Source organism: Mesorhizobium sp. CU3, from assembly GCF_006442965.1.
In the GTDB taxonomy this organism is placed as follows: Bacteria; Pseudomonadota; Alphaproteobacteria; order Rhizobiales; family Rhizobiaceae; genus Mesorhizobium.
This window is the reverse complement of the sequence record NZ_VFWX01000027.1, coordinates 22,149-42,207: the sequence shown is the minus strand read 5'-3', so window position 1 is coordinate 42,207 and position 20,059 is coordinate 22,149. Positions and strand designations below refer to the sequence as shown.

The following is a 20,059-nucleotide window of genomic DNA, read 5'->3' as shown; positions in this document are numbered from 1 at the left end:
ACGTTTCCCATGAACAAGGAGAGGACATCCCATGAAACTTCGCCACGCAACCGCCGCATCGTTGATCGCCCTGTCGGCCAGCCTTGCCCCGGCCTACGCCGCCGTCTCGCCGCTCGACCTCGTGCAGCCGATCGCCGACTACAAGATCTATGTCCAAGGCAAGATCGACACGCTGGTGGCGAAGACCAAGGAATTCACCGACGCGGTCAAGGCCGGCGACCTCGCCAAGGCCAAGGCGCTCTATGCCCCGGCGCGCGTCAATTACGAGACGATCGAGCCGATCGCCGAACTGTTCTCCGACCTCGACGGCGCGATCGATTCGCGCGCCGACGACCATGAGCAGAAGGAGAAGTCGGCCGACTTCTATGGCTTCCACCGCATCGAATACACGCTGTTCAGCCAGAACACGACCGACGGCCTCGGCCCGCTCGCCGACAAGCTCAACGCCGACGTCCTCGACCTGCAGAAGCGCGTCGCGGGCCTGACCGTCCCGCCGGAAAAGGCGGTGGACGGCGCCGCCGGCCTGCTCGAGGAAGTGGCCTCGTCAAAGATCTCCGGCGAGGAGGATCGCTACAGCCACACCGACCTGTGGGATTTCCAGGCCAATATCGACGGCGCGCAGAAGATCGTGGCGCTGGTCGAGCCGCTGGTCGAGAAGGAGAACCCGGCGCTGATCAAGACCGTCAACGACAACTTCGCCACCATCGACACCATCCTGGCCAAGTACAAGACCGCCGACGGTTTCGAGACCTTCGACAAATTGTCGGACGCCGACCGCAAGGCGCTGGCCGGCCCGGTGACGGCGCTGGCCGAGGACCTGTCGAAGCTGCGGGGCACGCTCGGGCTGAATTGATCGGTCGGGCCTAAACGACAAGGCGGCAGATCCGTCGATCTGCCGCCTTTGTTTTGTTACTAACCCTGCGCCTTCAGCTCCAGCCTGCGCCTATGCAGCACCGGCTCCGTATAGCCGTTCGGCTGGCTGGTCCCCTTGAACACCAGGTCGCAGGCGGCCTGGAAGGCGATGGAGGTGTCGAAGTCCGGCGCCATCGGCCGGTAGAGCGGGTCGCCGACATTCTGGCGGTCGACGATCGCCGCCATGCGCTGCAGCGAATCCCGGACCTGGATTTCCGAGCACACCTTGTGGCGCAGCCAGTTGGCGATGTGCTGCGAGGAGATGCGCAGCGTGGCGCGGTCCTCCATCAGGCCGACATCGTTGATATCGGGCACTTTCGAGCAGCCGACGCCTTGGTCGATCCAGCGCACGACGTAACCCAGGATTCCCTGCGCGTTGTTGTCGAGCTCGCGCTGGATCTCGTCCGGCGTCCAGTTCGGCCGCACCGCCACCGGCACCGACAATATGTCGTCGAGCTTGGCCTTCGGCCGGCTCTTCAGCGCCGCCTGCACGGCGTGCACATCCACTTTATGATAATGCGTGGCGTGCAGCGTCGCCGCCGTCGGCGACGGCACCCAGGCGGTGTTGGCGCCGGCCTTGGGGTGCGCGATCTTCTGCTCCAGCATCGCCGCCATCAGGTCCGGCATCGCCCACATGCCCTTGCCGATCTGGGCATGGCCGGCCAGCCCGCATTCGAGCCCCGTATCGACGTTCCAGGCCTCATAGGCCGAGATCCAGGCGGCCTGCTTCATGTCGCCCTTGCGGATCATCGGTCCGGCTTCCATCGAGGTGTGGATCTCGTCGCCCGTCCTGTCGAGGAAGCCGGTGTTGATGAACACGACGCGCTCCTTCGCGGCGCGGATCGCTTCCTTGAGGTTGACGGTGGTGCGCCGCTCCTCGTCCATGATGCCCATCTTGATGGTGTTTTTCGCCATGCCGAGCAGGGCCTCGACGCGGTCGAAGATTTCCACCGCGAAGGCGACCTCTTCCGGCCCGTGCATCTTCGGCTTCACCACATACATCGAGCCGGCGCGGGAGTTGGCGCGGCGGCCATTTTCCCCAACATCGTGCAGCGCGATCAGCGCGGTGAGCGCGGCATCCATGATGCCCTCGGGCACCTCATGGCCCTCGCGGTCGATGATCGCCGGATTGGTCATCAGGTGGCCGACATTGCGCACCAGCATCAGCGAGCGCCCGGGCAAAAGCAGCTGGCCGCCATTCGGCGCGGTGTAGCGGCGGTCGGGATTGAGCGTGCGGGTAAAGGTCTTGCCGCCCTTGCTGATCTCTTCCGCGAGATCGCCCTTCATCAGGCCGAGCCAGTTGCGGTAGACGACGACCTTGTCCTGCGCATCTACGGCGGCGACCGAATCCTCGCAGTCCTGGATGGTGGTCAGCGCCGATTCGAGGATGACGTCGGCGATGCCGGCCGGATCGGTTCGGCCGATCTGGTTGGCGCGGTCGATGACGATCTCGATATGCAGGCCGTTTTTCACCAGCAGTACGGCTTCGGGAGTCTCGGCATCGCCGCGATAGCCGGCGAACTGTTTCGGCTCGGCCAGCGTCGTGGCGCCAGCGCCCTCGCCGAGCTTCAGCGCGCCGTTGGCGATTGAGAGCCCGTTGACCCCGGCCCATTTCCCCGAGGTCAGCGGCACGGACTGGTCGAGGAAATCCTTGGCCCAGGCAATCACCTTGGCGCCGCGCGCGGGGTTGAAACCCTTGCCCTTCTCCGCGCCGCCGGTCTCGGGGATGGCGTCGGTGCCGTAGAGCGCGTCATAGAGCGAACCCCAGCGGGCATTGGCGGCATTGAGCGCATAGCGCGCATTCATCACCGGCACGACGAGCTGCGGACCGGCGACGACGGCGATCTCGGGATCGACATGGTCGGTCGAGACGCTGAAGGCCGCGCCTTCCGGCACCAGATAGCCGATCTCCTTGAGGAAGTCCTTGTAGACCGCCATGTCGAGCGGCGCGCCGTTGGCACGGTACCAGTCGTCGAGCTTCTCCTGCATGGCGTCGCGCTTGGCCAGCAGCGCCCGGTTCTTCGGCGCCAACTCATGGACGATCTCCGCAAAACCGGCCCAGAATTGTTCGGCGTCGATGCCGGTGCCGGGGGCGGCTTCCTCGGCCACGAAATCATGGAGCTCCCGGGCGATCTGCAACCCGGCGATCTCGATGCGGTCGGTCATCAGCACGTCTCCAGAAGGGTCCAGGCCGGGGAGGTCGGCCTTAAATTGGCTGGCTCGGGGGCCTTTGGCATGTTTGGGGGGCGAGGGTCAATTCGGCTTAGGGTGAAAGCGTCCTTCTCCCCGTTCTACGGGGAGAAGATGGCGGCAGCCAGATGAGGGGCGGCGCGGCGTTGCGTAAAGTGGCCGTATCGTGAAATCGCATCGGTCGGCGCCGCCCCTCATCCGCCCTTCGGGCACCTTCTCCCCGTGAAACGGGGAGAAGGAAAGGGGCGCCTACACCGCAATCCTTGGCCGTCCCGACGCCACGGCCACCACATGCGCCTCGATGAACATGCGCTGGCCCTCGATGGTCGAGACCTTGAACTCGGTGGCGACGTCGATCTCGGCGCTGTCGGTGCCGGCATCCTTCGCCCGTTCCGCCGCGATCGCCCGCACATCGGCTTGCGCCGCCGCGATTGCCTTCGCCTCGTCGGTGAAGTCGCGCACCGTCTGTCCTGACGCCAGCCTAAACAGCCCTTCCTTGGGCTGGCTGACGCGGGCTTCGGCCGAGACGCGCACCTGGCCGACCACGGCGCCGAGCGCGTTGGCGACGTCGGTGTCTTCCGGCACCACGCAGCCATTGCCGATCAGCGGCGGTAGGCCGGCATAGTGCAGCGGCGCCGAGGCGCCGAGGCCGATGACCGGCCGGTCGAGCGCGACGGTGAAGCGGGCGATCCCGGGATGCGCGTCGACGGCGCGCTGCACCAGCGCATGCGCGACGGTCGCGGCGCCATCCAGCCCGTCCTCGGCGAAGGCGGTTTCGAGGATGTATTCGGCCGACCAGCGCGTCAGGGTGACCAGCACGCGCTCGGCGATCGCCTCGGGAGATGCGGCGATGTTTTGGCCGCGGCCGTCGCGGCGGCGCGAAAACAGCTCGGCGCCGAGGCGCGCGGTGGCGGCGTCCCAGTTGGCCTGTTTTCCGAGCACATGGGCGGCGTCGGACGGGGTGAAGCCGCAGATGTGGACGAGGCCGCGCGCCACTAGCCGGTTCAGCGTCGCGTTCTGGGCATTGGAGGTGAGCAGCTTGTCGAGCGCCAGCGGCACCGAACCGATCGCCTCGTAGAGCTTTGCCTCCGGTGCGGTCAGGCCGGCCGCGAGGCGGTCAGGCACGCCGGTGCGCACGGCGAAGCGCCCGTCCATGCGGCCGGGATTTGGCGCGCGCAACTGCCGCTCGAGCTCTGATGTCACCGTCTCGCCATGCATCAGGCCGGCCAGCGCCAATGGCACAAGGCGGCGCGGCCCGAGCAGGATCTTCGGGTTGAGCGCGCCGTCTTCCAGCGCCACTTCGGAATCGCCGCCGAGGCCGAAAGTGCGCATCGCCACCGCCTCGACCATGGTGCGGAAGCCGCCCACGGTGGCGCCTTCCGGATCGAGCCGCGGCCGGCCGCTGTCGAGCACGGCGACGTCGGTCGTGGTGCCGCCGATGTCGGAGACCATCGCGTCGTCCAACCCGGTCATATGGCGGGCGCCAACCAGGGAGGCGGCCGGGCCGGACAGGATGGTCTCGATCGGCCGCTGGCGGGCGAAGGCTGCGGACACCAGCGCGCCGTCGCCGCGCACCACCATTAGCGGAGCCGCGATGCCGCGCTTGGCCAGAAACCCTTCCGTCGCCGCGACCAGCCGGTCGATCATCGAGATCAGCCTTGCGTTGAGCAAAGTGGTGAGCGCCCGGCGCGGCCCACCGAGCTTGGCCGACAATTCGTGGCTGGCGGTGACCGGCAGGCCGGTCTTGTCGCGGATCAGGTCGCGCGCGGCGAGCTCATGCGCCGGATTGCGGGTGGCGAAATAGGCGCAGACAGCAAAGCCCGACACCGAACCGCCCAGCTCCGGCAGCGCCGCCTCGAGCCCGGAAAGGTCGAGCTTGGCCGCATTGCCGTGCACGTCGTGCCCGCCGGGGCAGAACACCACAGGGTCGGTGCCCAGCGCCGTCTTCAGCCCGTCGCGGCCAAGGTCGGCCTCGCCAAAGCCGATCATGACCAGCGCCACGCGCCCGCCCTGCCCCTCGACCAGCGCGTTGGTGGCCAAGGTGGTCGACATTGAGACGAGCTTGATCGCCGCCGGATCGGTTCTGGATTTCTCCAGCACCGCATCGACCGCGCCGGAAATGCCGACGGCAAGATCGTGCCGTGTGGTGAGCGACTTGGCCTTGGCCAGCACCTTGCCTTTCGGCCCGCCATCGTCCGACCAGAGCACGGCGTCGGTATAGGTGCCGCCGGTGTCGATGCCGAGGAAGAGGGGTTTTGGTTTGGCGGTCATGGAAAGGTCCGGGCGTGGCTTTGTCGCGAAGCCCTTAGCCGATACGAGCGGATGGATAAAGGTAGGAGGGGTGGGCCAGGGGTGCTGGGGTGTTTGTTGAGACGTCGGCGCGAGGCCCCCCTCTCTGGCCTGCCGGCCATCTCCCCCTCAACGGGGGAGATCAGATGTCACGCCGGCTTTCGCCAATCTCCAACGTTCCAAGGAGGGCGCCGTCGGCGAAACCGCCAATCTCCCCCCTTGAGGGGGAGATGCCCGGCAGGGCAGAGAGGGGGGCCTCGCGCCAGCGTTTGTATCTATCCCACGAACCCCACCCTTTTATGGCTCCCGTCGCAAAACGGCTTGTTCTGCGAGTGCCCGCAGCGGCACAGAAACACCTTCGTCGTGCGCGCAATCGTATGCCCCGTGCCGGTGACGATCTCGGCATTGCCTTCCACCTTGAGCGGCCCGTTGACGGTGGGCGTCACCTTCAGCGGTCCGTCCCGCGCCTCCAGCACTTGCGCTTCCTTCAGCGGCGGCTCGCCGGTGGCGGAAAAACCGGACTTGATGTGGCTGTTGTCGCAGAACGGCTTGTTCTGCGATTGCCCGCAGCGGCACAGCGTAGCGCGAAAAGAGGTCTCGTCGCCGAGCACGATCTCGGCATGCACCGCCAGCGGCCCGTTCTCGCGCAGGCGGATGGTGTTGACCACCGGCGGCTTCTCCTGCGGCCCGCCATCCTTGCGGTGGTAGGAGATCGCGCCTGACGGGCAGTTCTCCGCCAGCGCCACCACCTGCTCGACATCAGCCGCTTCCGGGTGGATCCACTCGCCCGGCGCATTGGGCACGAAGACATGCGGGTTGCCCAGCACGCAATTGCGCGAATGGATACAGCGCTTGCCGTTGAAAGAAACGTCGATCTTCTCGCCTTCGACCGTGCCTGCCATGGGGTTCTCCTCTGGTGGGTAGAGCGAGGCTAGGGCGGCGGCGAGAGGCGCGTCAAGCTGACCGGATGCGCAGCCGTGGGAGAATGGCGAAAACGGAGGCGCCGGCTGATCTCCCCCCTTGTGGGGGAGATGTCCGGCAGGACAGAGGGGGGCGCGAAGGAACGCGGCCTTCATGTCTTTCGAACGAGCAGAAGTTTCCCGCGGTCTCAGCGTTGGATGGTGGAGAAGTCGGCGGGACAGCGCCCCCCTCTGCCTTGCCAGGCATCTCCCCCACGAGGGGGGAGATCAGCGGCTTCGGCGTCGCGCCCTACTCCTCCAAATCGATCTCTTCCGTCTGGCCGCCGCTGCAGGTGTAGCAGCAGTCCTCGCAGGTCTGCTGGTTGTTGGGGCCGACGCCCCAATAGGTCTCCTCGTCGCCGTCGACCCAGGCGCCGTAGCAGATCTTTTCGCCGTCATTGCACGAGATCGGCAATTGCTTGGTCTCGCCGTCGTCGAGATAGAAATCCTTGCCATTGCCCGGCCAGACATAGTCGCGGTCCTGGCTGTAGAGCTCGAGCCGCATGGCGTTGGGGTGGTTGTTCTTGATCTGGAAGGTGACGTCGCCGGCGTGAGCGGCGGGCGCGATGAGGATGGCGAGCGAAAGCGCGGCGGCAAGGCGGCGCGCGACAGTGATGGACATGAAAACCCCCGAGGTAGAATCGGCTCCCACGGCCGATTGCGCGATGATGGCACGGTGCTGGCCGGTGCCAAGGGGTGCGGACGAAAAATAGCTGACGGAATTTGGGAAGACTTGGCGAAGGCCGGCGCGACAGCTGATCTCCCCCCTTGTGGGGGTTGAGGAGCGGTCCGCGTAGCGGACGGGAAGCCAATTGCTTGGCTTTCCGAGCGACGAAAGCCGGCAGGCCAGAGGGGGGCGCCTCGCGACAACCTCTCAATTCGATCGGAGATCGAACTCCTTCGAAGGTTTCGCCGTTTCGACAGCAGCAAAGGTAGCGATCCTTCGCGCCCCCCTCTGCCCTGCCGGGCATCTCCCCCACGAGGGGGGAGATTGGCAGCGTCGGCGTCGCGCCATACCTACTCCGCCAAATCCACCGTCTCGGTCGAATGCTCGGTGCAGATGAAGCAGCATTGGTCGCAGGGCTGGTCGTTGTCGGGGCCGACGCCGGCGGTGACATGATCGTTGCCGACCGCCCAGGCGCCCCAGCAGATGTGCTCGCCGGGCTCGCAGGAGATCGGCACCGATTTCTTCGCGCCTGGACGGATCAGATAGACCTTGTCGTCGCCCGGCCAGACCTTTTGGCTGTCGCGGCTGAACAGCTCCACCGCGACATTGTCCGAGCGCTGGTTGCGCACGAAGACGGACATGTCGGCGGCGAAGGCCGGGGTGGACAGCAAGAGGAAGGCGAGCAGAGCGCGAATCATGGTGAGGTCCCCGGCAGGAGTAGAGCACGGGTGGAGAGGCCGCGCGACCTCCCCTTCTCCCCTTGTGGGAGAAGGTGGCCGAGCGAAGCTCGGACGGATGAGGGGTGCCCCAGAGAAAGCCGACGTCTCACTCGGCTGGAACACCCCTCATCCGTCTCGGCGCTGCGCGCCGATCCACCTTCTCCCACAAGGGGGGAAGGAAGAATCAGCGCTTCACCACCACATGCGGCGCAAACTGCCGCACCGCGTCCACCATGTCCTGTCCCCGCACGTCCAGCGAGGAAATCTCCATATGCACGGTCGTCTTGCCGAAGGGCATGATGCCGAAGGCGTTGGCGGCGGAGTATTTGATTTCGTCGGGCGGCTCCTCGGTGAGCTCGAAATTGAGCATCGCGCCGCCCTTGCCGCCGGAGGAAAGCCGCACGCTCCGCACCTTCTTCCACGGCACCAGCACGTCGCCGGCGCGGGTATCGCGGAAACCCTGGCTGTTCAGCGTCACCTTGACCGAACTGTCGAAAGCGCCGCGCGCGATCACGGCGCCGAACCCGAGGCAGGCGACGCTGAGCAGCGCGATCCACAGCACATGCCCGCCATCCGCTCCCGCGGCCACGCCCTGCAGCGCGCCGAAGCCGAAAATGCCGCCGATCAGGAACGGCCCGAGCGCCGGGAAGAGCTTTCCCGTCGGGCTGTTGCGGATTTCGAGCGGCGCGGCCATCGCTTGCCGATTCAACGCTCCGCTTTGAGCAAAGTCCAGATCCAGCCGATGAAGGTCAGCACAAGGAACGGATAGCCGAGCGCCGGCAGCGGCGCCGAGGTGGGCAAAAGCGGCGCGCCCCACAGGATCATAAGAACCGAGACGGCGAACAGCGAAGCGGCGGCGAAAGCCGTGAGCCGCATCCACAGCGCGAAAGTGGCTTGCGCGCTGACCATGACCAGCCCCGCCGCCCACAGCGCAATGCCGCCGGCATAGGAAGGCACGGAGGCCTGCAACCCCGCCGCATTGCCGGCCAGAAGCAGGCTTTCGCCGGCAACGAAGGTGAAGAAGCCGGCTGCGACGAGTTCATTGCCCAGCCGCTGGTATTTCATCGTCAGCAGCGCGGCGGCGACGACGATGCCGACGCCGTCGATGGTCCACAACGTCTCGCGCAGTGCATCGCTGCCGACAAAGGTGCCAGCCATGCCCAGCGCGCCGCCGATGGCGAGGCCGAGAGAGGCGATGGTGTCCGAGGTTGAGCGCATGTGATGTCTCCCCAAGCTGGAGGAGAGAATACAACGAGCTGGCGGGATGTGATACGGCTGAAAAGGAATGTACCGTATACCGACCTAGATCGAAGGTCGGACAATGGACAACTAGCGGCACGGCTAGCCGACGAATATCTCCAAAAATTGCGCCCAGCTGACATTCCTAACCCTGAATTGAAGAACATAGTTAGGCATTGAATACTGCTCAGAGGCATGGACAAATATCGTTTGCTTCTTAAGCTCTGACGCTATCTTAATAGCGTTGTCTACGAGACTATGCTCCTCGCTCTTAGATACGAAACAGACGACCAAGCCAGCCTTGGCGCATTCCTCATCGATAAGAGCGGGGTCGGTTACAATAACGTATTCGCGTTCACGGAATACGCTGGCGTCAATGCGTCGCCGCAAATCACCCGCGTCAACGCGATGGCAAACGAAGACTACAAGTTGCTTCCCTTGAAATGCCCCCTGTATTCGCTGATTGGCCTTCTCAGTAAGTTTGTCGAGATTGATTGGAGGGCTATAGCCTCCGCCTCCACCGCCACCCATGATTAGACTCCTTCGTATTCCTTACAGGCAATGCAAACGCCACAAGGCGGCGTAGTCCCGGCATGACAGGAATAATGGTTTTTTACGTTCAATTCCCCGGCCAACCGAACGACATCTGCTTTGTGAAACTCTCGCAATGGTACGACGATTTCCATCTCGACGCCAAGCGCATCGCTAACCGCTCGTGTTGCCGACAGAAGAAACCTATCACTTTGGTCAGGAAACAACATTGTTGCCTCTGTCAGCAAGCCTAGAACTATCTTGGTAATTCCATTCTGATTAGCAACGGCAGCAGCCATTACGATAAACAGTAGGTTCCGGCAGGGAGTAAATGCGTCTCCAACGATATCCAGGGTTGGCTCAGTTAATCCACTCTTGATGGCCGTGCCATACCCTCGCAAATCAATGGTGAGCGGCGGTCCTAGATCGAGCTTCTCGCATGACGCCTGAAGAGACGCATATTCCTTATTTGCGTTTATCTGGCCGTAGTTGATAAACAGAGGAAGGGGGCGGATGCCGCTTCTTAGAAGAAGGGCCAGACATACCGTGGAGTCTAACCCTCCAGAGGCAAGGCATACTGCGTCTCGCAACTGTAGCTCCTTCGATTCTTTTTTAACTGCTTTACCATGACCCAAATAATACTATCAAGCACACCCATTGGAATATCCAGATCCCTGGCCATTGCCAATAGATGCTGCTCGGCTCTCAAATATTCTTTCGGCGTTAAAGAGTTTATGGCCCAATCTTCTGCGTGATTTAGGTACCACATAATGTGGATATCTACTATTGCAAGGTTCGACGCTACGCCGGTGTCTCTAAGAAACATACTAGATTGCTTCAATCCGAGGCCCGGGAAATTTTCAAAGAAATACTCACGAAGCCGCAGCTCGTCGTCGAACCGTTGCGCAAAGTTTGGTAGCGGGGCACCAAGCGATCGTAAGGCATGGAGCGATCCCCAGAGTTGCCCGGCCTTGGCTTTTGGATATCGACATTTGACGGTTTCGCTCGTCAAAAAACTCTCTAATCCCGAGTAAGTCGGCAGCCTCACGTTCGCTGAGCCTAGCAGGAACTTATCAAAGAGACGATCTGCCGCTTGTGTAGCCCTTTCAAACACCCAATTGCTTGAGAGGATACAAGTGATGAGTATTTTCTCAACAGCGCCGGTATTCGGGTAGGAATACCTCCGTTCTTCAAATGTTCCAAAGGACCCCGAGTGATAGTCATCGACAAGGTCGCGAAGAATCTGATTGATAAGCACCGCCACCGGTCAACCGCAAATGGCGGCCGCATCCGGGCCGAAATTCGCGTTCACGAAGTCTTTCATGGATCCCGCCCTTATGGCCCCAGAAACTTGTTGGGCGAACCCCTGCAGGGCATGCAGGTTCCGAGCAAGCGTTTTAGTCTGATAACTGTCGACCTCATCTCTGATCAATTCGGCCATCGGGTTATAAACAGCATTTTCTGGCTGGGGAAAAAGCTCGGCTTGCTGAAAATGATGGAGGTGAAATTGGGGTCCTACCAATGTTCGGCACCACTCAAGCCCGTCAGCCATTGCGATACCTGCATTTGCCAGAATGGCAAATGACAACGGGTTTCCGCATCCAAGAATGTGGAGTTCTGTACGGCGCCCTTTGGACCGCAGCTTGTCGACAATAGCTCTCACAAGTTCGGCCTTTTGCGCCAACCCGTTTCCAAGTTCTCGCTCGGGAATTGCGATAAACTGAGGGTCTAATTCTATCGCAACTCGATCGACAATATCCACCGCTTCACTGCGCGATAGATAACGAGCGCCAGAAAAGTCTTTCAAATGAACAACGGGGACGAGCTTCCCATCGTCGATAAAGTCGTGATCTCGCATTCCGTCTAGTAATTTATAGGCATAGTCGCCAGCACTCATGGATTCTTCAATGAAGTAATCGTAGCTGGCGGCCAGATCATAAGGGCAAGAAGTCACGGCTTGTCGGAACGCAGCGAAATCCCATTTCTTACTATAATTGTCAACGTATCTCCCAATGCGGGACGATTCATATCCACCGCTATCAATGAAGACCAGTTTGTTATTATCTCGAAATTCTATAACTCTATCGACAAGGTCTTTATTCCCAGCGGTATCGTGGGCCGATACCAACGTTATTGGTTCGTTTAGTGCGTGCTGCAATTTTATGGCCTCGACGGCCAAGCCTTGCGTTTCAAAATTTGAGATTGAAGGTATTAATACCGGGCCATCCAACTTTTGGGCCCCAATAAGCAATTCCATGAAGACCTCTCCCCCAAGTCATTCAGGAGAGAACATGCCAAAACACAACGGACACTGCAACCATTTAGAGTGAAGCTGCATTCCAGCCGCAGCAGCCTCGCCGAGACCGTCACAGCAAAATCGCCAATTTGCTATGGTTCGTATTCGAAACATAGCGGATATGACGCTCCGCGCGCCAACCGCTCCCTCAATCCCCCATCTTCAGCGCCTGGATAAACGCCTCCTGCGGGATATCCACCTTGCCGAACTGCCGCATCCGCTTCTTGCCCTCTTTCTGCTTGTCGAGCAGCTTGCGCTTGCGGGTCACGTCGCCGCCATAGCATTTGGCGGTGACGTCCTTGCGCAGCGCCGAGACGGTCTCGCGGGCGATGATGCGGCCGCCGATCGCGGCCTGGATCGGGATCTTGAAGAGATGCTGCGGGATCAGCTCCTTCAGCTTCTCGCACATCTGGCGGCCGCGCTTTTCCGCTGCTGACCTGTGCACCAGCATCGACAGCGCGTCGACCGGCTCGTCATTGACCAGGATCGACATCTTCACCAAATCGCCCTCGCGATAGTCGGTGAGGTGATAGTCGAAGGAGGCGTAGCCCTTGGAGATCGACTTCAGCCGGTCGTAGAAATCGAACACCACTTCGTTGAGCGGCAGATCGTAGGTCAGCATGGCGCGTTTTCCTACGTAAGAAAGATCAGCTTGGATGCCGCGCCGATCCTGGCAAAGCTTCAGGATGCCGCCGAGATAGTCGTCCGGCGTCAGGATGGTGGCGCGGATCCACGGCTCCTCGATCGAGGCGATCTTGACCACGTCGGGCATGTCGGCCGGGTTGTGCAGTTCCTTCACCGTGCCGTCGATCAGGTTCATGCGGTAGACGACGGAGGGTGCTGTGGCGATGAGGTCGAGGTTGAACTCGCGCTCCAGCCGCTCCTGGATGATCTCCAGGTGCAACAGGCCGAGGAAGCCGCAGCGGAAGCCGAAGCCGAGCGCGGCGGACGTCTCCATCTCATAGGAGAAGGAGGCGTCGTTGAGGCGCAGTTTGCCCACGGCGGCGCGCAAATCCTCGAAATCGGCGGCGTCGACCGGGAACAGGCCGCAGAACACCACCGGCTGCGCCGGCTTGAAGCCGGGCAGGGCCTGCGCCGTCTGGCGCTTGTCCTCGGTGATGGTGTCGCCGACGCGGGTGTCGGCCACTTCCTTGATCGAGCCGGTGAAGAAGCCGAACTCGCCGGGGCCGAGCTCGTCGACATTGACGCGGGTCGGCGTGAACACGCCGGTGCGCTCGACCAGATATTTGGCGCCGGTGCCCATCATGCGGATGGTCTGGCCCTTCTTCAGCACGCCGTCGATGATGCGCACCAGCACGATGACGCCGAGATAGGCGTCGTACCAGCTGTCGACCAGCATGGCCTTCAGCGGTGCCTTGACGTCGCCCTCGCGCGGCGGCGGTAGCTGGTGGACGATCGCCTCCAGCACGTCCGGCACGCCGAGGCCGGTCTTGGCCGAGATCAGCACGGCGTTGGAGGCATCGATGCCGATCACCTCCTCGACCTGCTCGCGGATGCGCTCGGGTTCGGCCGCCGGCAGGTCGACCTTGTTCAGCACCACGACGATCTCGTGGTTGTTGTCGATGGCCTGGTAGACATTGGCCAGCGTCTGCGCCTCGACGCCCTGGGAGGCGTCGACCACCAGGAGCGAACCCTCGCAGGCGGCCAGCGACCGCGACACTTCATAGGCGAAGTCGACATGTCCGGGCGTGTCGATCAGGTTGAGGACATAGTCCTCGCCGTTCTTGGCGCGGTACTTCAGCCGCACGGTCTGCGCCTTGATGGTGATGCCGCGCTCGCGCTCGATATCCATCGAGTCCAGCACCTGCTCCTTCATGTCACGCTCCTCCAGCCCGCCGGTGAGCTGGATCAGCCGGTCGGCAAGCGTGGATTTGCCATGGTCGATATGGGCGACGATGGAGAAATTGCGGATGTGGTCGAGCGGGGTGGTCATGCGGCGCGCTTTAGCAGGGGCAAGGGGTGCGGGCAAGCCGGGCGCCTTTTCCTTCGCCCCGTTTACGGGGAGAAGGTGCCCGAAGGGCGGATGAGGGGTGAGTCCGGAGCGCGGCGAGTGTGCGTCTCGCGCCTCCAATGGCGAAGATTGCCGCCGAGTCGACTCACCCCTCATCCGTCTCGGCGCTGCGCGCCGATCTCCCCGTAAACGGGGCGAAGGGAAGGCTGCGCGCCCCAGAAACATTCAAAACTGCTTAAACTTTCATCCATCGCTTTAGGCCATCATTCGCCCCCGTATGGTAAATCGGCGCAATGCCGTAAGGATGAAGGTCCGCCAGATGTTCAGTTTTGCGCAGAAACTCAGCCCGGCCGGGGCGGCCAGGGTTGCGAAGCTTTTTCTTAGCTCCCGCAGCGGTTCGATGTTGCCGGCGATGCTGATCTTGACCGTTCCGCTGCTGATCGGCGTCGGCCTCTCCGTCGACTACACCCAGGCGGTGACGACGCGCTCCAACATGCAGAATGCGCTCGACGCCGCGGTCATTGGCATCACCACGCTGCCTACCACGACCACCTTGACCGACCGGCAGACGGCGCTGCAGCAGGTCTATGCCGCCAATGCCGGCCAGGGCACCGCGACGCTTACCAGCGTCACGGTCGACAGTTTTGGCACGGCGACCTTCGCCGCCACGGCAAGCTATCCGATGCCGACCGAATTCATGCAGATCGCCAGGGTGAATTCCGTGCAGGTCGGGGTCGCCTCCACCGTGCGCAAGACGCCGGCGCTGGTGCAGGCGACGTTCAAGGTGGCCAAGGTGTCGGGCTATTGGGCCAAGACCATGACGCTTTACGGCACCCAGTTCGGCTCGACCGTCTCCAAGCCGCTGATGACGATCAGCTACACCTACAACGGCTATGGCGATCCGAAAGGCTACGGCACCACGACCGTCAACACCGTCAACGGGTCGACCTCGACGACGGTGCAGAAGCAGGCGTGCACCACTGGAACGCTGAAGAACCTGCAGAAGAGCGTGCCGTCCGGTACGACGATCCAGACCGACAATTACGGCACGAGCTACTACTGCGTCGATACGTACTATCCCGCCAACGGCGCCGGCGCGGTGATCGATGTCAGCCAGATGGACCAGCTCTATCTGCAGATGAGCGTGCCTTCAGGCAATCCAACCGTGCTCAAGTCGAACGACCCGAACACCTCGAACCGGCTCTATATCGGCACCAGCGCCACCAACATGCCCGAAGTGGCGACGGGGCAGAAGGTCGATATCTTTACCGCGGTGCCGTGCGGCACGACGGGCTACCAGGCCTGGGAAGACGGCGGCAACGCGGTGCCGGCCCCGGTCTCCAACGCCGACTTCTTCTACACCGTGGTGGGCAAGTGCGACTACAACCAGCGCCCGTCGGAAACGGTGCTCACGCAGTAGCGCGGTTTTCCCCTTCTCCCTTGCGGGGTAAGCGCGACGTCGCCGCTGCTGATCTCCCCCCTTGTGGGGGAGATGGCCGGCAGGCCAGAGGGGGGCGTAAGGGAGCGCCCAACCTATCGTTTCGTCATTCTAGGGCGGAGCAAGGAGCGAAGCGACGCGCGCAGACCCTAGAATCCATGCCGTTACCTGCGAGCGTTGCAACGGTACAGAATAGCCGCCAATGACCGCGCCGCGTGAGATCGCGGGATCCGGAATGGCTCGAAGTTTTTTCGCGAAGCCGGCTGGTGAATCTTCTCTCATCGCTGCGGCGTTCAGCCGTCACGGAATGGATTCTAGGGTCTGCGCGCGTCGCTTCGCTCCTTGCTCCGCCCTAGAATGACGAAGTGATAGGTTGGCGGGACAGGCGTCGCAATCACAAACCGGTGAAGCCTGTAACGAAGCCCTTCGCCACGGCGAAATGGGAGCATGACCCCACAGTGGAGCCTGCTTCCCATGAAACTATTGAAGACATCGCTCGGAGCCCTGTTCGCCGGCGCCGCCTTGGCCGCCAGCATCGGTGCGGCGTCCGCCCAGCCGCTCACCGTGGTCGAATTGTTCACCAGCCAGGGCTGCTCGTCCTGCCCTCCGGCCAATGCTAATCTGATCAAGGTCAAGGACCAGCCGGGCGTGCTGGCGCTGTCCTTCAACGTCACCTATTGGGACTATCTCGGCTGGAAGGATACGTTTGGGCGCCAGGAATTCACCCAGCGCCAGGTCTCCTACGAGCCGCCGCTCGGCCGTGACGGGCCTTTCACGCCGCAAGTGGTGGTGAATGGCAAGGCCGACGCCGTGGGCGCCGCGCCCGGCGAGATCCAGACGCTGATCGCCAAAAGCGGCCACCCGCAGGGGCCCGATATCGCGCTGTCCGGCGGCAAGGTCAGCATCGGCGCCGGCGCCGCACCTGGCGGTAGGGCCGACATCTGGCTGGTGCGTTACCACCGGGGTGTCGTCGAGGTGCCGGTGGCGCGCGGCGAAAACACCGGACGCACGCTGCCCCATGCCAATGTCGTGCATGCGCTGACAAAGCTCGGCAGCTGGACCGGCAAGGCCACCACGCTGCCATTGCCGGCGGCATCAGGCGGCTTCGCCACCGCCGTGCTGGTGCAGAGCCCGAGCGGCGGGCCGATCCTGGCCGCCGCCGCCAACTGATTTTCTGTCCCTCTTCGCGCGGGGCCGCATGAGAGCGGCAACGCTTAACCAAGGCCCGCTCGCGCGCGCCAAAACCCAAGGAGACTACCCATGACCAAGTATCTGACCCTGCCGGCTCTGGCCTTCGCGCTTTCGGCCGCCGTCTTCGTCGCCGGCGCCCGCGCCGACGACACGACCAACGCGATGAAGCCCGCCAACGCGATGGCGACCGATGCGATGAAGCCGGCGACGGATGCGATGAAACCGGCGGACGCCATGAAGCCTGATGCGATGAGCACCAATGCGATGAAGCCGGCGACGGATGCGATGAAGCCGGCAACCGACGCCATGAAGCCGGCGGACACCACCGCGCAGTGAGGTGAGCTACGGCACGGCCCCTCACCCGGATTGCCAACCGAATTGCGAAGAGCAATTCGGGGCAATCCGACCTCTCCCCGATGGGGAGAGGAAAGGCGCGGCGCCAATCTCTTCTCCCCACCGGGGAGAAGGTGGCCGCGAAGCGGCCGGATGAGGGGGAGCGCCGTCGACGGCTACACGCCGCCGCACATCAAAGTGAGAACCTATACGCGGCTTCCTTCGTATATAGTGGAACAACAAAAAGGAGATCCAACATGAACGGCATGAACAAAAGAGCCGCGCGGCGATCGCCCTTCTTCGCGCGCGGCGCGCTGGCCGTGCTCGGCCTCGCGGCCGTGGCGGCCGCGGCGCTCTGGCAGACGCCGGCCCGCTCGGCCGAAGACGCGGTGGTTATCCCGCCGCCGGCAATGGATGAAAAGGCGGCGACCGGCAGCGAAAAGGCTGTATTCGCCGGCGGCTGCTTCTGGGGCGTGCAAGGCGTGTTCCAGCACGTCAAGGGCGTCAGCAAGGCGGTGTCCGGCTATACCGGCGGCAGCGCCGAGAACGCCGTCTATGAAGTCGTCGGCACCGGCCGCACAGGCCATGCCGAGTCGGTCGAGATCACCTACGACCCGTCCAAGGTTACCTACGGCCAGCTGCTGCAGGTCTATTTCTCGGTCGCGCACAACCCGACGCAGCTGAACTACCAGGGACCGGATTCCGGCACGCAGTACCGCTCGACCATCTTTGCCGAGAACGATGCGCAGAAGAAGATCGCCGAGAGCTACATCGCCCAGCTCGACAAGGCCAAGGTGTTCCCGAAGCCGATCGTCACCACGCTGGAGACCGGCAAGACCTTCTATCCGGCCGAGGACTACCATCAGGACTTCCTCACGCTGAACCCGACCTATCCCTATATCGTCTACAACGACCTGCCCAAGGTCGAGAATCTGAAGGCGCTGTTCCCGGCGCTCTACAGCGAGAAACCGGTGCTCGTCCTGGCCTCCAGCAAAAGCTGACGAACACGGGCCTTTGAGACTGGCCGAAACGGCCCGGCCTCGTCATCCACGGGCGGAGCAAGGAGCGCAGCGACGCGCGCAGACCCGAGGATCCATTCCGTGACGCATGAGCGCTGCCGCGGTGCAGAATTCTGCTCCGATGCGGCCTTCGATCAAGGTCACGGCATGGATCCCAGGGTCTCCGCGACGCCGCTTCGCGGCTGCTCCGCCCAGGGATGACGAGGTTGGGAGGCTTCAGCCAATCCCCAACGTCGGCGCTGATTTCACGGCAAGGAACGGTGAAAACACTCACACGGTTCCCGGAATTGCTCAGGCGGCCTCAAGGTCAGCGTGGAGTGTCGGCAGGCTCTCCGCCCTTTGTTTTGCCGGCAAATAGACGGGAATGTGAAGCGGTTCATAGAATTGTACCGACCGCTGCCAAAGATTGATGTTCGGTCTTCTGCCGCCACAGGGTCTTCGCCGTCACTTCCTTCGATTCTGCTCCGATCCGGAAGCCTGTTCCGGCGCGGATAGCTGTCGGCGCGTTCAGGAAACCGGATCTACCGCCGCATGTGGAAGGTACGGCACATGGTCCTGAGCATAAAGGTTTCGGTCTACACCAATGGCGACGACGCCTTCGTCGCCTGGGCGCCGAGCGACTTCATTCCCGGATGCCGCGGCTTCCTGCTCGAACGCGGCCGCAAGGTGGGTGCGACGGAAAAGATCGATCCGGTGGAAAATCGCGTCGGCTTCAGCAAGGACAAGCCGAAATCGGGCGACCACCGGCCCTCCGATGTCTGGCCGTTCCAGCGCTTCAACTGGACCGACCACGCGGCTGATGTCGGCAACATCGTGCGCTATCGGGTGACGGCGATGGTGAGCGCCGGTTCGGGCAAGCCGCTGACCAAGGGGGTCAGAAGCGACTGGACCGAATGGCACACGCTGTCGACGGATGCCGGCGGCGGCTTCTCCTGCTTTTTCAACCGCGGCCTGGTGCTGTCGCAATTCGTGGCCCGCTATATGGCCAAGAACAAGCTCAGCCCCGCCGCCTTCAAGAAAAGCCTGCAGACCAATGGCGACGCGAAGTTTCGCGCCTTCCTCGAAGGCGATCTCGGCCTGCGCATGCTCGGTCTCACGCAAGGTTCCGGCGACGAACTCCATGCCGCGCTTTACGAGCTTGGCGACGCGACGCTGGAAACGGCGCTGATCGGGCTTGGGCCGCGCCTGCATTTGATCCTCGCCAACGGCTCCGACAAGACCGGCGACGGCAACAAGGATGCGCGCAAGAACCTCAACGACCACGGCATTAAAACCATCGACCGGATGCTGAAATCGAAGGGGCTGGGCCACAACAAATTCGTCGTCATCACCGAGGCAGGCACACCGACCAAGGTGTGGACCGGCAGCACCAATTGGAGCACGACGGGGCTCTGCACGCAGGTCAACAACGGCCTGCTGATCGAGGACGGCAAGGTGGCGGCGCATTTCCGCAAGCATTGGGACCTGCTCAAGGACGCTTCGCCGCCCAAGACCGACCCAGCCAACTTCACCCCGGCGCTGATGGCCGACAATGACGCGTCGAAGACATTTACCGTCGGTGGCGCCAAGGCAACGGTGTGGTTCACCCGCACCTCGAACGGCGCCGACATGGATGCGCTGCGCGACGTGATCAACTCGGCCAAGCAGTCGGTGCTGTTCTTGATGTTCACGCCGGGCAAGCAGGGCCTGCACACGCTGGCCGGCCAGCGCGCCAGGGAAAAAGGCATGTATGTGCGCGGCGTCGTCTCGACGCTGAGCGCCGACGAGGGCGGCAGCGCGCAGAATTTTCTCGACATCGACCTCGTCAGCAGTGACCGGAGCTTCACGCCGGACCGCTACGCTGTGGCGCAGCCGCAAGGCCTCGACGCGCCGCTAGGGCCCTGGATCGCCGAGGTCAACCGCCCCACCTTCCTGTCGCAGATCGGCCATGCCATCGTGCACTCGAAGATCCTGGTCACCGACCCGCATTCAGCGGATTGCGTGGTGGTGACCGGCAGCCACAATTTCTCGGCGCCGGCGAGCAAGCAAAATGACGAGAACCTGGTCATCATCCGCGGCCACAAAAAACTCGCCGAGGCTTACGCCACCTACGCGATGTCGGTCTACAGCCACTACCGCTACCGCTCCTACATCCGCGAGATGCGCGCCCAGGGCAAGACGCCCTGGAGCTATCTCGACGACGACGACCAGTGGCTGAAGACGGAGTTGAGGACCAAGGCGCAGGAGATCGCGTTCTGGACTTCTTGAGTCCTTCTCCCCGTTCACGGGGAGAAGGTGCCCGAAGGGCGGATGAGGGGCAGCGCC

At 62.9% G+C, this 20,059-nt stretch carries 18 protein-coding genes; 6 read left to right on the top strand and 12 right to left on the bottom strand.

From position 1 onward, the window contains the following. Window positions 1-31: 31 nt before the first annotated feature. Window positions 32-853 carry an iron uptake system protein EfeO gene (gene efeO, locus FJ988_RS29580; RefSeq protein WP_140822726.1) on the top strand — a complete coding sequence of 274 codons (822 nt, stop codon included), beginning with the start codon at window positions 32-34 and terminating at the stop codon, window positions 851-853. A gap of 59 nt (window positions 854-912) precedes the next feature. Here efeO and FJ988_RS29575 read toward each other — a convergent pair whose 3' ends face one another. The 12 genes from FJ988_RS29575 to lepA form a co-directional block, all read right to left on the bottom strand. Next, window positions 913-3,078, bottom strand: a complete 2,166-nt coding sequence (locus FJ988_RS29575) for a malate synthase G (RefSeq protein ID WP_140822724.1) — start codon at window positions 3,076-3,078, stop codon at window positions 913-915. A gap of 273 nt (window positions 3,079-3,351) precedes the next feature. Beyond that, window positions 3,352-5,373: a hydantoinase/oxoprolinase family protein gene (locus FJ988_RS29570; protein WP_140822722.1), complete on the bottom strand. Its 2,022-nt coding sequence runs from the start codon at window positions 5,371-5,373 to the stop codon at window positions 3,352-3,354. A gap of 293 nt (window positions 5,374-5,666) precedes the next feature. Further along, window positions 5,667-6,293, bottom strand: a complete 627-nt coding sequence (locus tag FJ988_RS29560; protein ID WP_140822720.1) for a CDGSH iron-sulfur domain-containing protein — start codon at window positions 6,291-6,293, stop codon at window positions 5,667-5,669. 307 nt (window positions 6,294-6,600) lie between these two features. Next, on the bottom strand, window positions 6,601-6,972 hold the full coding sequence (locus FJ988_RS29550) for a hypothetical protein (RefSeq protein ID WP_140822716.1): 372 nt from the start codon (window positions 6,970-6,972) through the stop codon (window positions 6,601-6,603). A gap of 395 nt (window positions 6,973-7,367) precedes the next feature. Further along, window positions 7,368-7,715 (bottom strand): hypothetical protein, encoded by a 348-nt coding sequence (locus tag FJ988_RS29545; RefSeq protein ID WP_140822714.1) that lies wholly within the window; start codon window positions 7,713-7,715, stop codon window positions 7,368-7,370. Between the two features lie 205 nt (window positions 7,716-7,920). Beyond that, window positions 7,921-8,430 carry a hypothetical protein gene (locus tag FJ988_RS29535; protein WP_140822710.1) on the bottom strand — a complete coding sequence of 170 codons (510 nt, stop codon included), beginning with the start codon at window positions 8,428-8,430 and terminating at the stop codon, window positions 7,921-7,923. 11 nt (window positions 8,431-8,441) lie between these two features. Next, on the bottom strand, window positions 8,442-8,954 hold the full coding sequence (locus tag FJ988_RS31000; protein WP_181183720.1) for a hypothetical protein: 513 nt from the start codon (window positions 8,952-8,954) through the stop codon (window positions 8,442-8,444). Window positions 8,955-9,077: 123 nt separating this feature from the next. After that, a complete protein-coding gene (locus tag FJ988_RS29520) occupies window positions 9,078-9,506 on the bottom strand; it encodes a hypothetical protein (RefSeq protein WP_140822708.1) in 429 nt (142 codons plus the stop codon). 2 nt (window positions 9,507-9,508) lie between these two features. Continuing rightward, window positions 9,509-10,096, bottom strand: a complete 588-nt coding sequence (locus FJ988_RS29515; RefSeq protein WP_181183719.1) for a 7-cyano-7-deazaguanine synthase — start codon at window positions 10,094-10,096, stop codon at window positions 9,509-9,511. After that, window positions 10,060-10,770 (bottom strand): hypothetical protein, encoded by a 711-nt coding sequence (locus tag FJ988_RS30995; RefSeq protein WP_181183718.1) that lies wholly within the window; start codon window positions 10,768-10,770, stop codon window positions 10,060-10,062. Before FJ988_RS30995 ends, FJ988_RS29515 begins: the two co-directional genes overlap by 37 nt. A 3-nt stretch (window positions 10,771-10,773) precedes the next feature. Continuing rightward, window positions 10,774-11,763, bottom strand: a complete 990-nt coding sequence (locus FJ988_RS29510; RefSeq protein WP_140822704.1) for a hypothetical protein — start codon at window positions 11,761-11,763, stop codon at window positions 10,774-10,776. Window positions 11,764-11,950: 187 nt separating this feature from the next. Beyond that, window positions 11,951-13,756 carry a translation elongation factor 4 gene (gene lepA / locus FJ988_RS29505; RefSeq protein ID WP_140822702.1) on the bottom strand — a complete coding sequence of 602 codons (1,806 nt, stop codon included), beginning with the start codon at window positions 13,754-13,756 and terminating at the stop codon, window positions 11,951-11,953. A gap of 322 nt (window positions 13,757-14,078) precedes the next feature. Here lepA and FJ988_RS29500 point away from each other — a divergent pair, with 322 nt between their 5' ends. The 5 genes from FJ988_RS29500 to FJ988_RS29480 all read left to right on the top strand — a co-directional run bounded on the left by FJ988_RS29500 (window position 14,079) and on the right by FJ988_RS29480 (window position 20,002). Next, on the top strand, window positions 14,079-15,194 hold the full coding sequence (locus FJ988_RS29500; protein ID WP_348644352.1) for a pilus assembly protein TadG-related protein: 1,116 nt from the start codon (window positions 14,079-14,081) through the stop codon (window positions 15,192-15,194). A gap of 492 nt (window positions 15,195-15,686) precedes the next feature. After that, a complete protein-coding gene (locus tag FJ988_RS29495; RefSeq protein ID WP_140822698.1) occupies window positions 15,687-16,382 on the top strand; it encodes a thioredoxin family protein in 696 nt (231 codons plus the stop codon). A gap of 90 nt (window positions 16,383-16,472) precedes the next feature. Next, window positions 16,473-16,739 (top strand): hypothetical protein, encoded by a 267-nt coding sequence (locus tag FJ988_RS29490; RefSeq protein ID WP_140822696.1) that lies wholly within the window; start codon window positions 16,473-16,475, stop codon window positions 16,737-16,739. 254 nt (window positions 16,740-16,993) lie between these two features. Next, window positions 16,994-17,737: a peptide-methionine (S)-S-oxide reductase MsrA gene (msrA, locus tag FJ988_RS29485; RefSeq protein WP_140822694.1), complete on the top strand. Its 744-nt coding sequence runs from the start codon at window positions 16,994-16,996 to the stop codon at window positions 17,735-17,737. A gap of 567 nt (window positions 17,738-18,304) precedes the next feature. Then, entirely contained in the window at window positions 18,305-20,002 is a 1,698-nt protein-coding gene (locus tag FJ988_RS29480; RefSeq protein WP_181183716.1) for a phospholipase D-like domain-containing protein, read from the top strand. Window positions 20,003-20,059 lie beyond the last annotated feature (57 nt).

What these genes read in the sequence shown, in the direction of transcription:
- efeO (WP_140822726.1), top strand. Translation starts at nt 32, where the DNA reads ATGAAACTTCGCCACGCAACCGCCGCATCGTTGATCGCCCTGTCGGCC.
- FJ988_RS29575 (WP_140822724.1), bottom strand. Translation starts at nt 3,078, where the DNA reads ATGACCGACCGCATCGAGATCGCCGGGTTGCAGATCGCCCGGGAGCTC.
- FJ988_RS29570 (WP_140822722.1), bottom strand. Translation starts at nt 5,373, where the DNA reads ATGACCGCCAAACCAAAACCCCTCTTCCTCGGCATCGACACCGGCGGC.
- FJ988_RS29560 (WP_140822720.1), bottom strand. Translation starts at nt 6,293, where the DNA reads ATGGCAGGCACGGTCGAAGGCGAGAAGATCGACGTTTCTTTCAACGGC.
- FJ988_RS29550 (WP_140822716.1), bottom strand. Translation starts at nt 6,972, where the DNA reads ATGTCCATCACTGTCGCGCGCCGCCTTGCCGCCGCGCTTTCGCTCGCC.
- FJ988_RS29545 (WP_140822714.1), bottom strand. Translation starts at nt 7,715, where the DNA reads ATGATTCGCGCTCTGCTCGCCTTCCTCTTGCTGTCCACCCCGGCCTTC.
- FJ988_RS29535 (WP_140822710.1), bottom strand. Translation starts at nt 8,430, where the DNA reads ATGGCCGCGCCGCTCGAAATCCGCAACAGCCCGACGGGAAAGCTCTTC.
- FJ988_RS31000 (WP_181183720.1), bottom strand. Translation starts at nt 8,954, where the DNA reads ATGCGCTCAACCTCGGACACCATCGCCTCTCTCGGCCTCGCCATCGGC.
- FJ988_RS29520 (WP_140822708.1), bottom strand. Translation starts at nt 9,506, where the DNA reads ATGGGTGGCGGTGGAGGCGGAGGCTATAGCCCTCCAATCAATCTCGAC.
- FJ988_RS29510 (WP_140822704.1), bottom strand. Translation starts at nt 11,763, where the DNA reads ATGGAATTGCTTATTGGGGCCCAAAAGTTGGATGGCCCGGTATTAATA.
- lepA (WP_140822702.1), bottom strand. Translation starts at nt 13,756, where the DNA reads ATGACCACCCCGCTCGACCACATCCGCAATTTCTCCATCGTCGCCCAT.
- FJ988_RS29500 (WP_348644352.1), top strand. Translation starts at nt 14,079, where the DNA reads ATGAAGGTCCGCCAGATGTTCAGTTTTGCGCAGAAACTCAGCCCGGCC.
- FJ988_RS29495 (WP_140822698.1), top strand. Translation starts at nt 15,687, where the DNA reads ATGAAACTATTGAAGACATCGCTCGGAGCCCTGTTCGCCGGCGCCGCC.
- FJ988_RS29490 (WP_140822696.1), top strand. Translation starts at nt 16,473, where the DNA reads ATGACCAAGTATCTGACCCTGCCGGCTCTGGCCTTCGCGCTTTCGGCC.
- msrA (WP_140822694.1), top strand. Translation starts at nt 16,994, where the DNA reads ATGAACGGCATGAACAAAAGAGCCGCGCGGCGATCGCCCTTCTTCGCG.
- FJ988_RS29480 (WP_181183716.1), top strand. Translation starts at nt 18,305, where the DNA reads ATGGTCCTGAGCATAAAGGTTTCGGTCTACACCAATGGCGACGACGCC.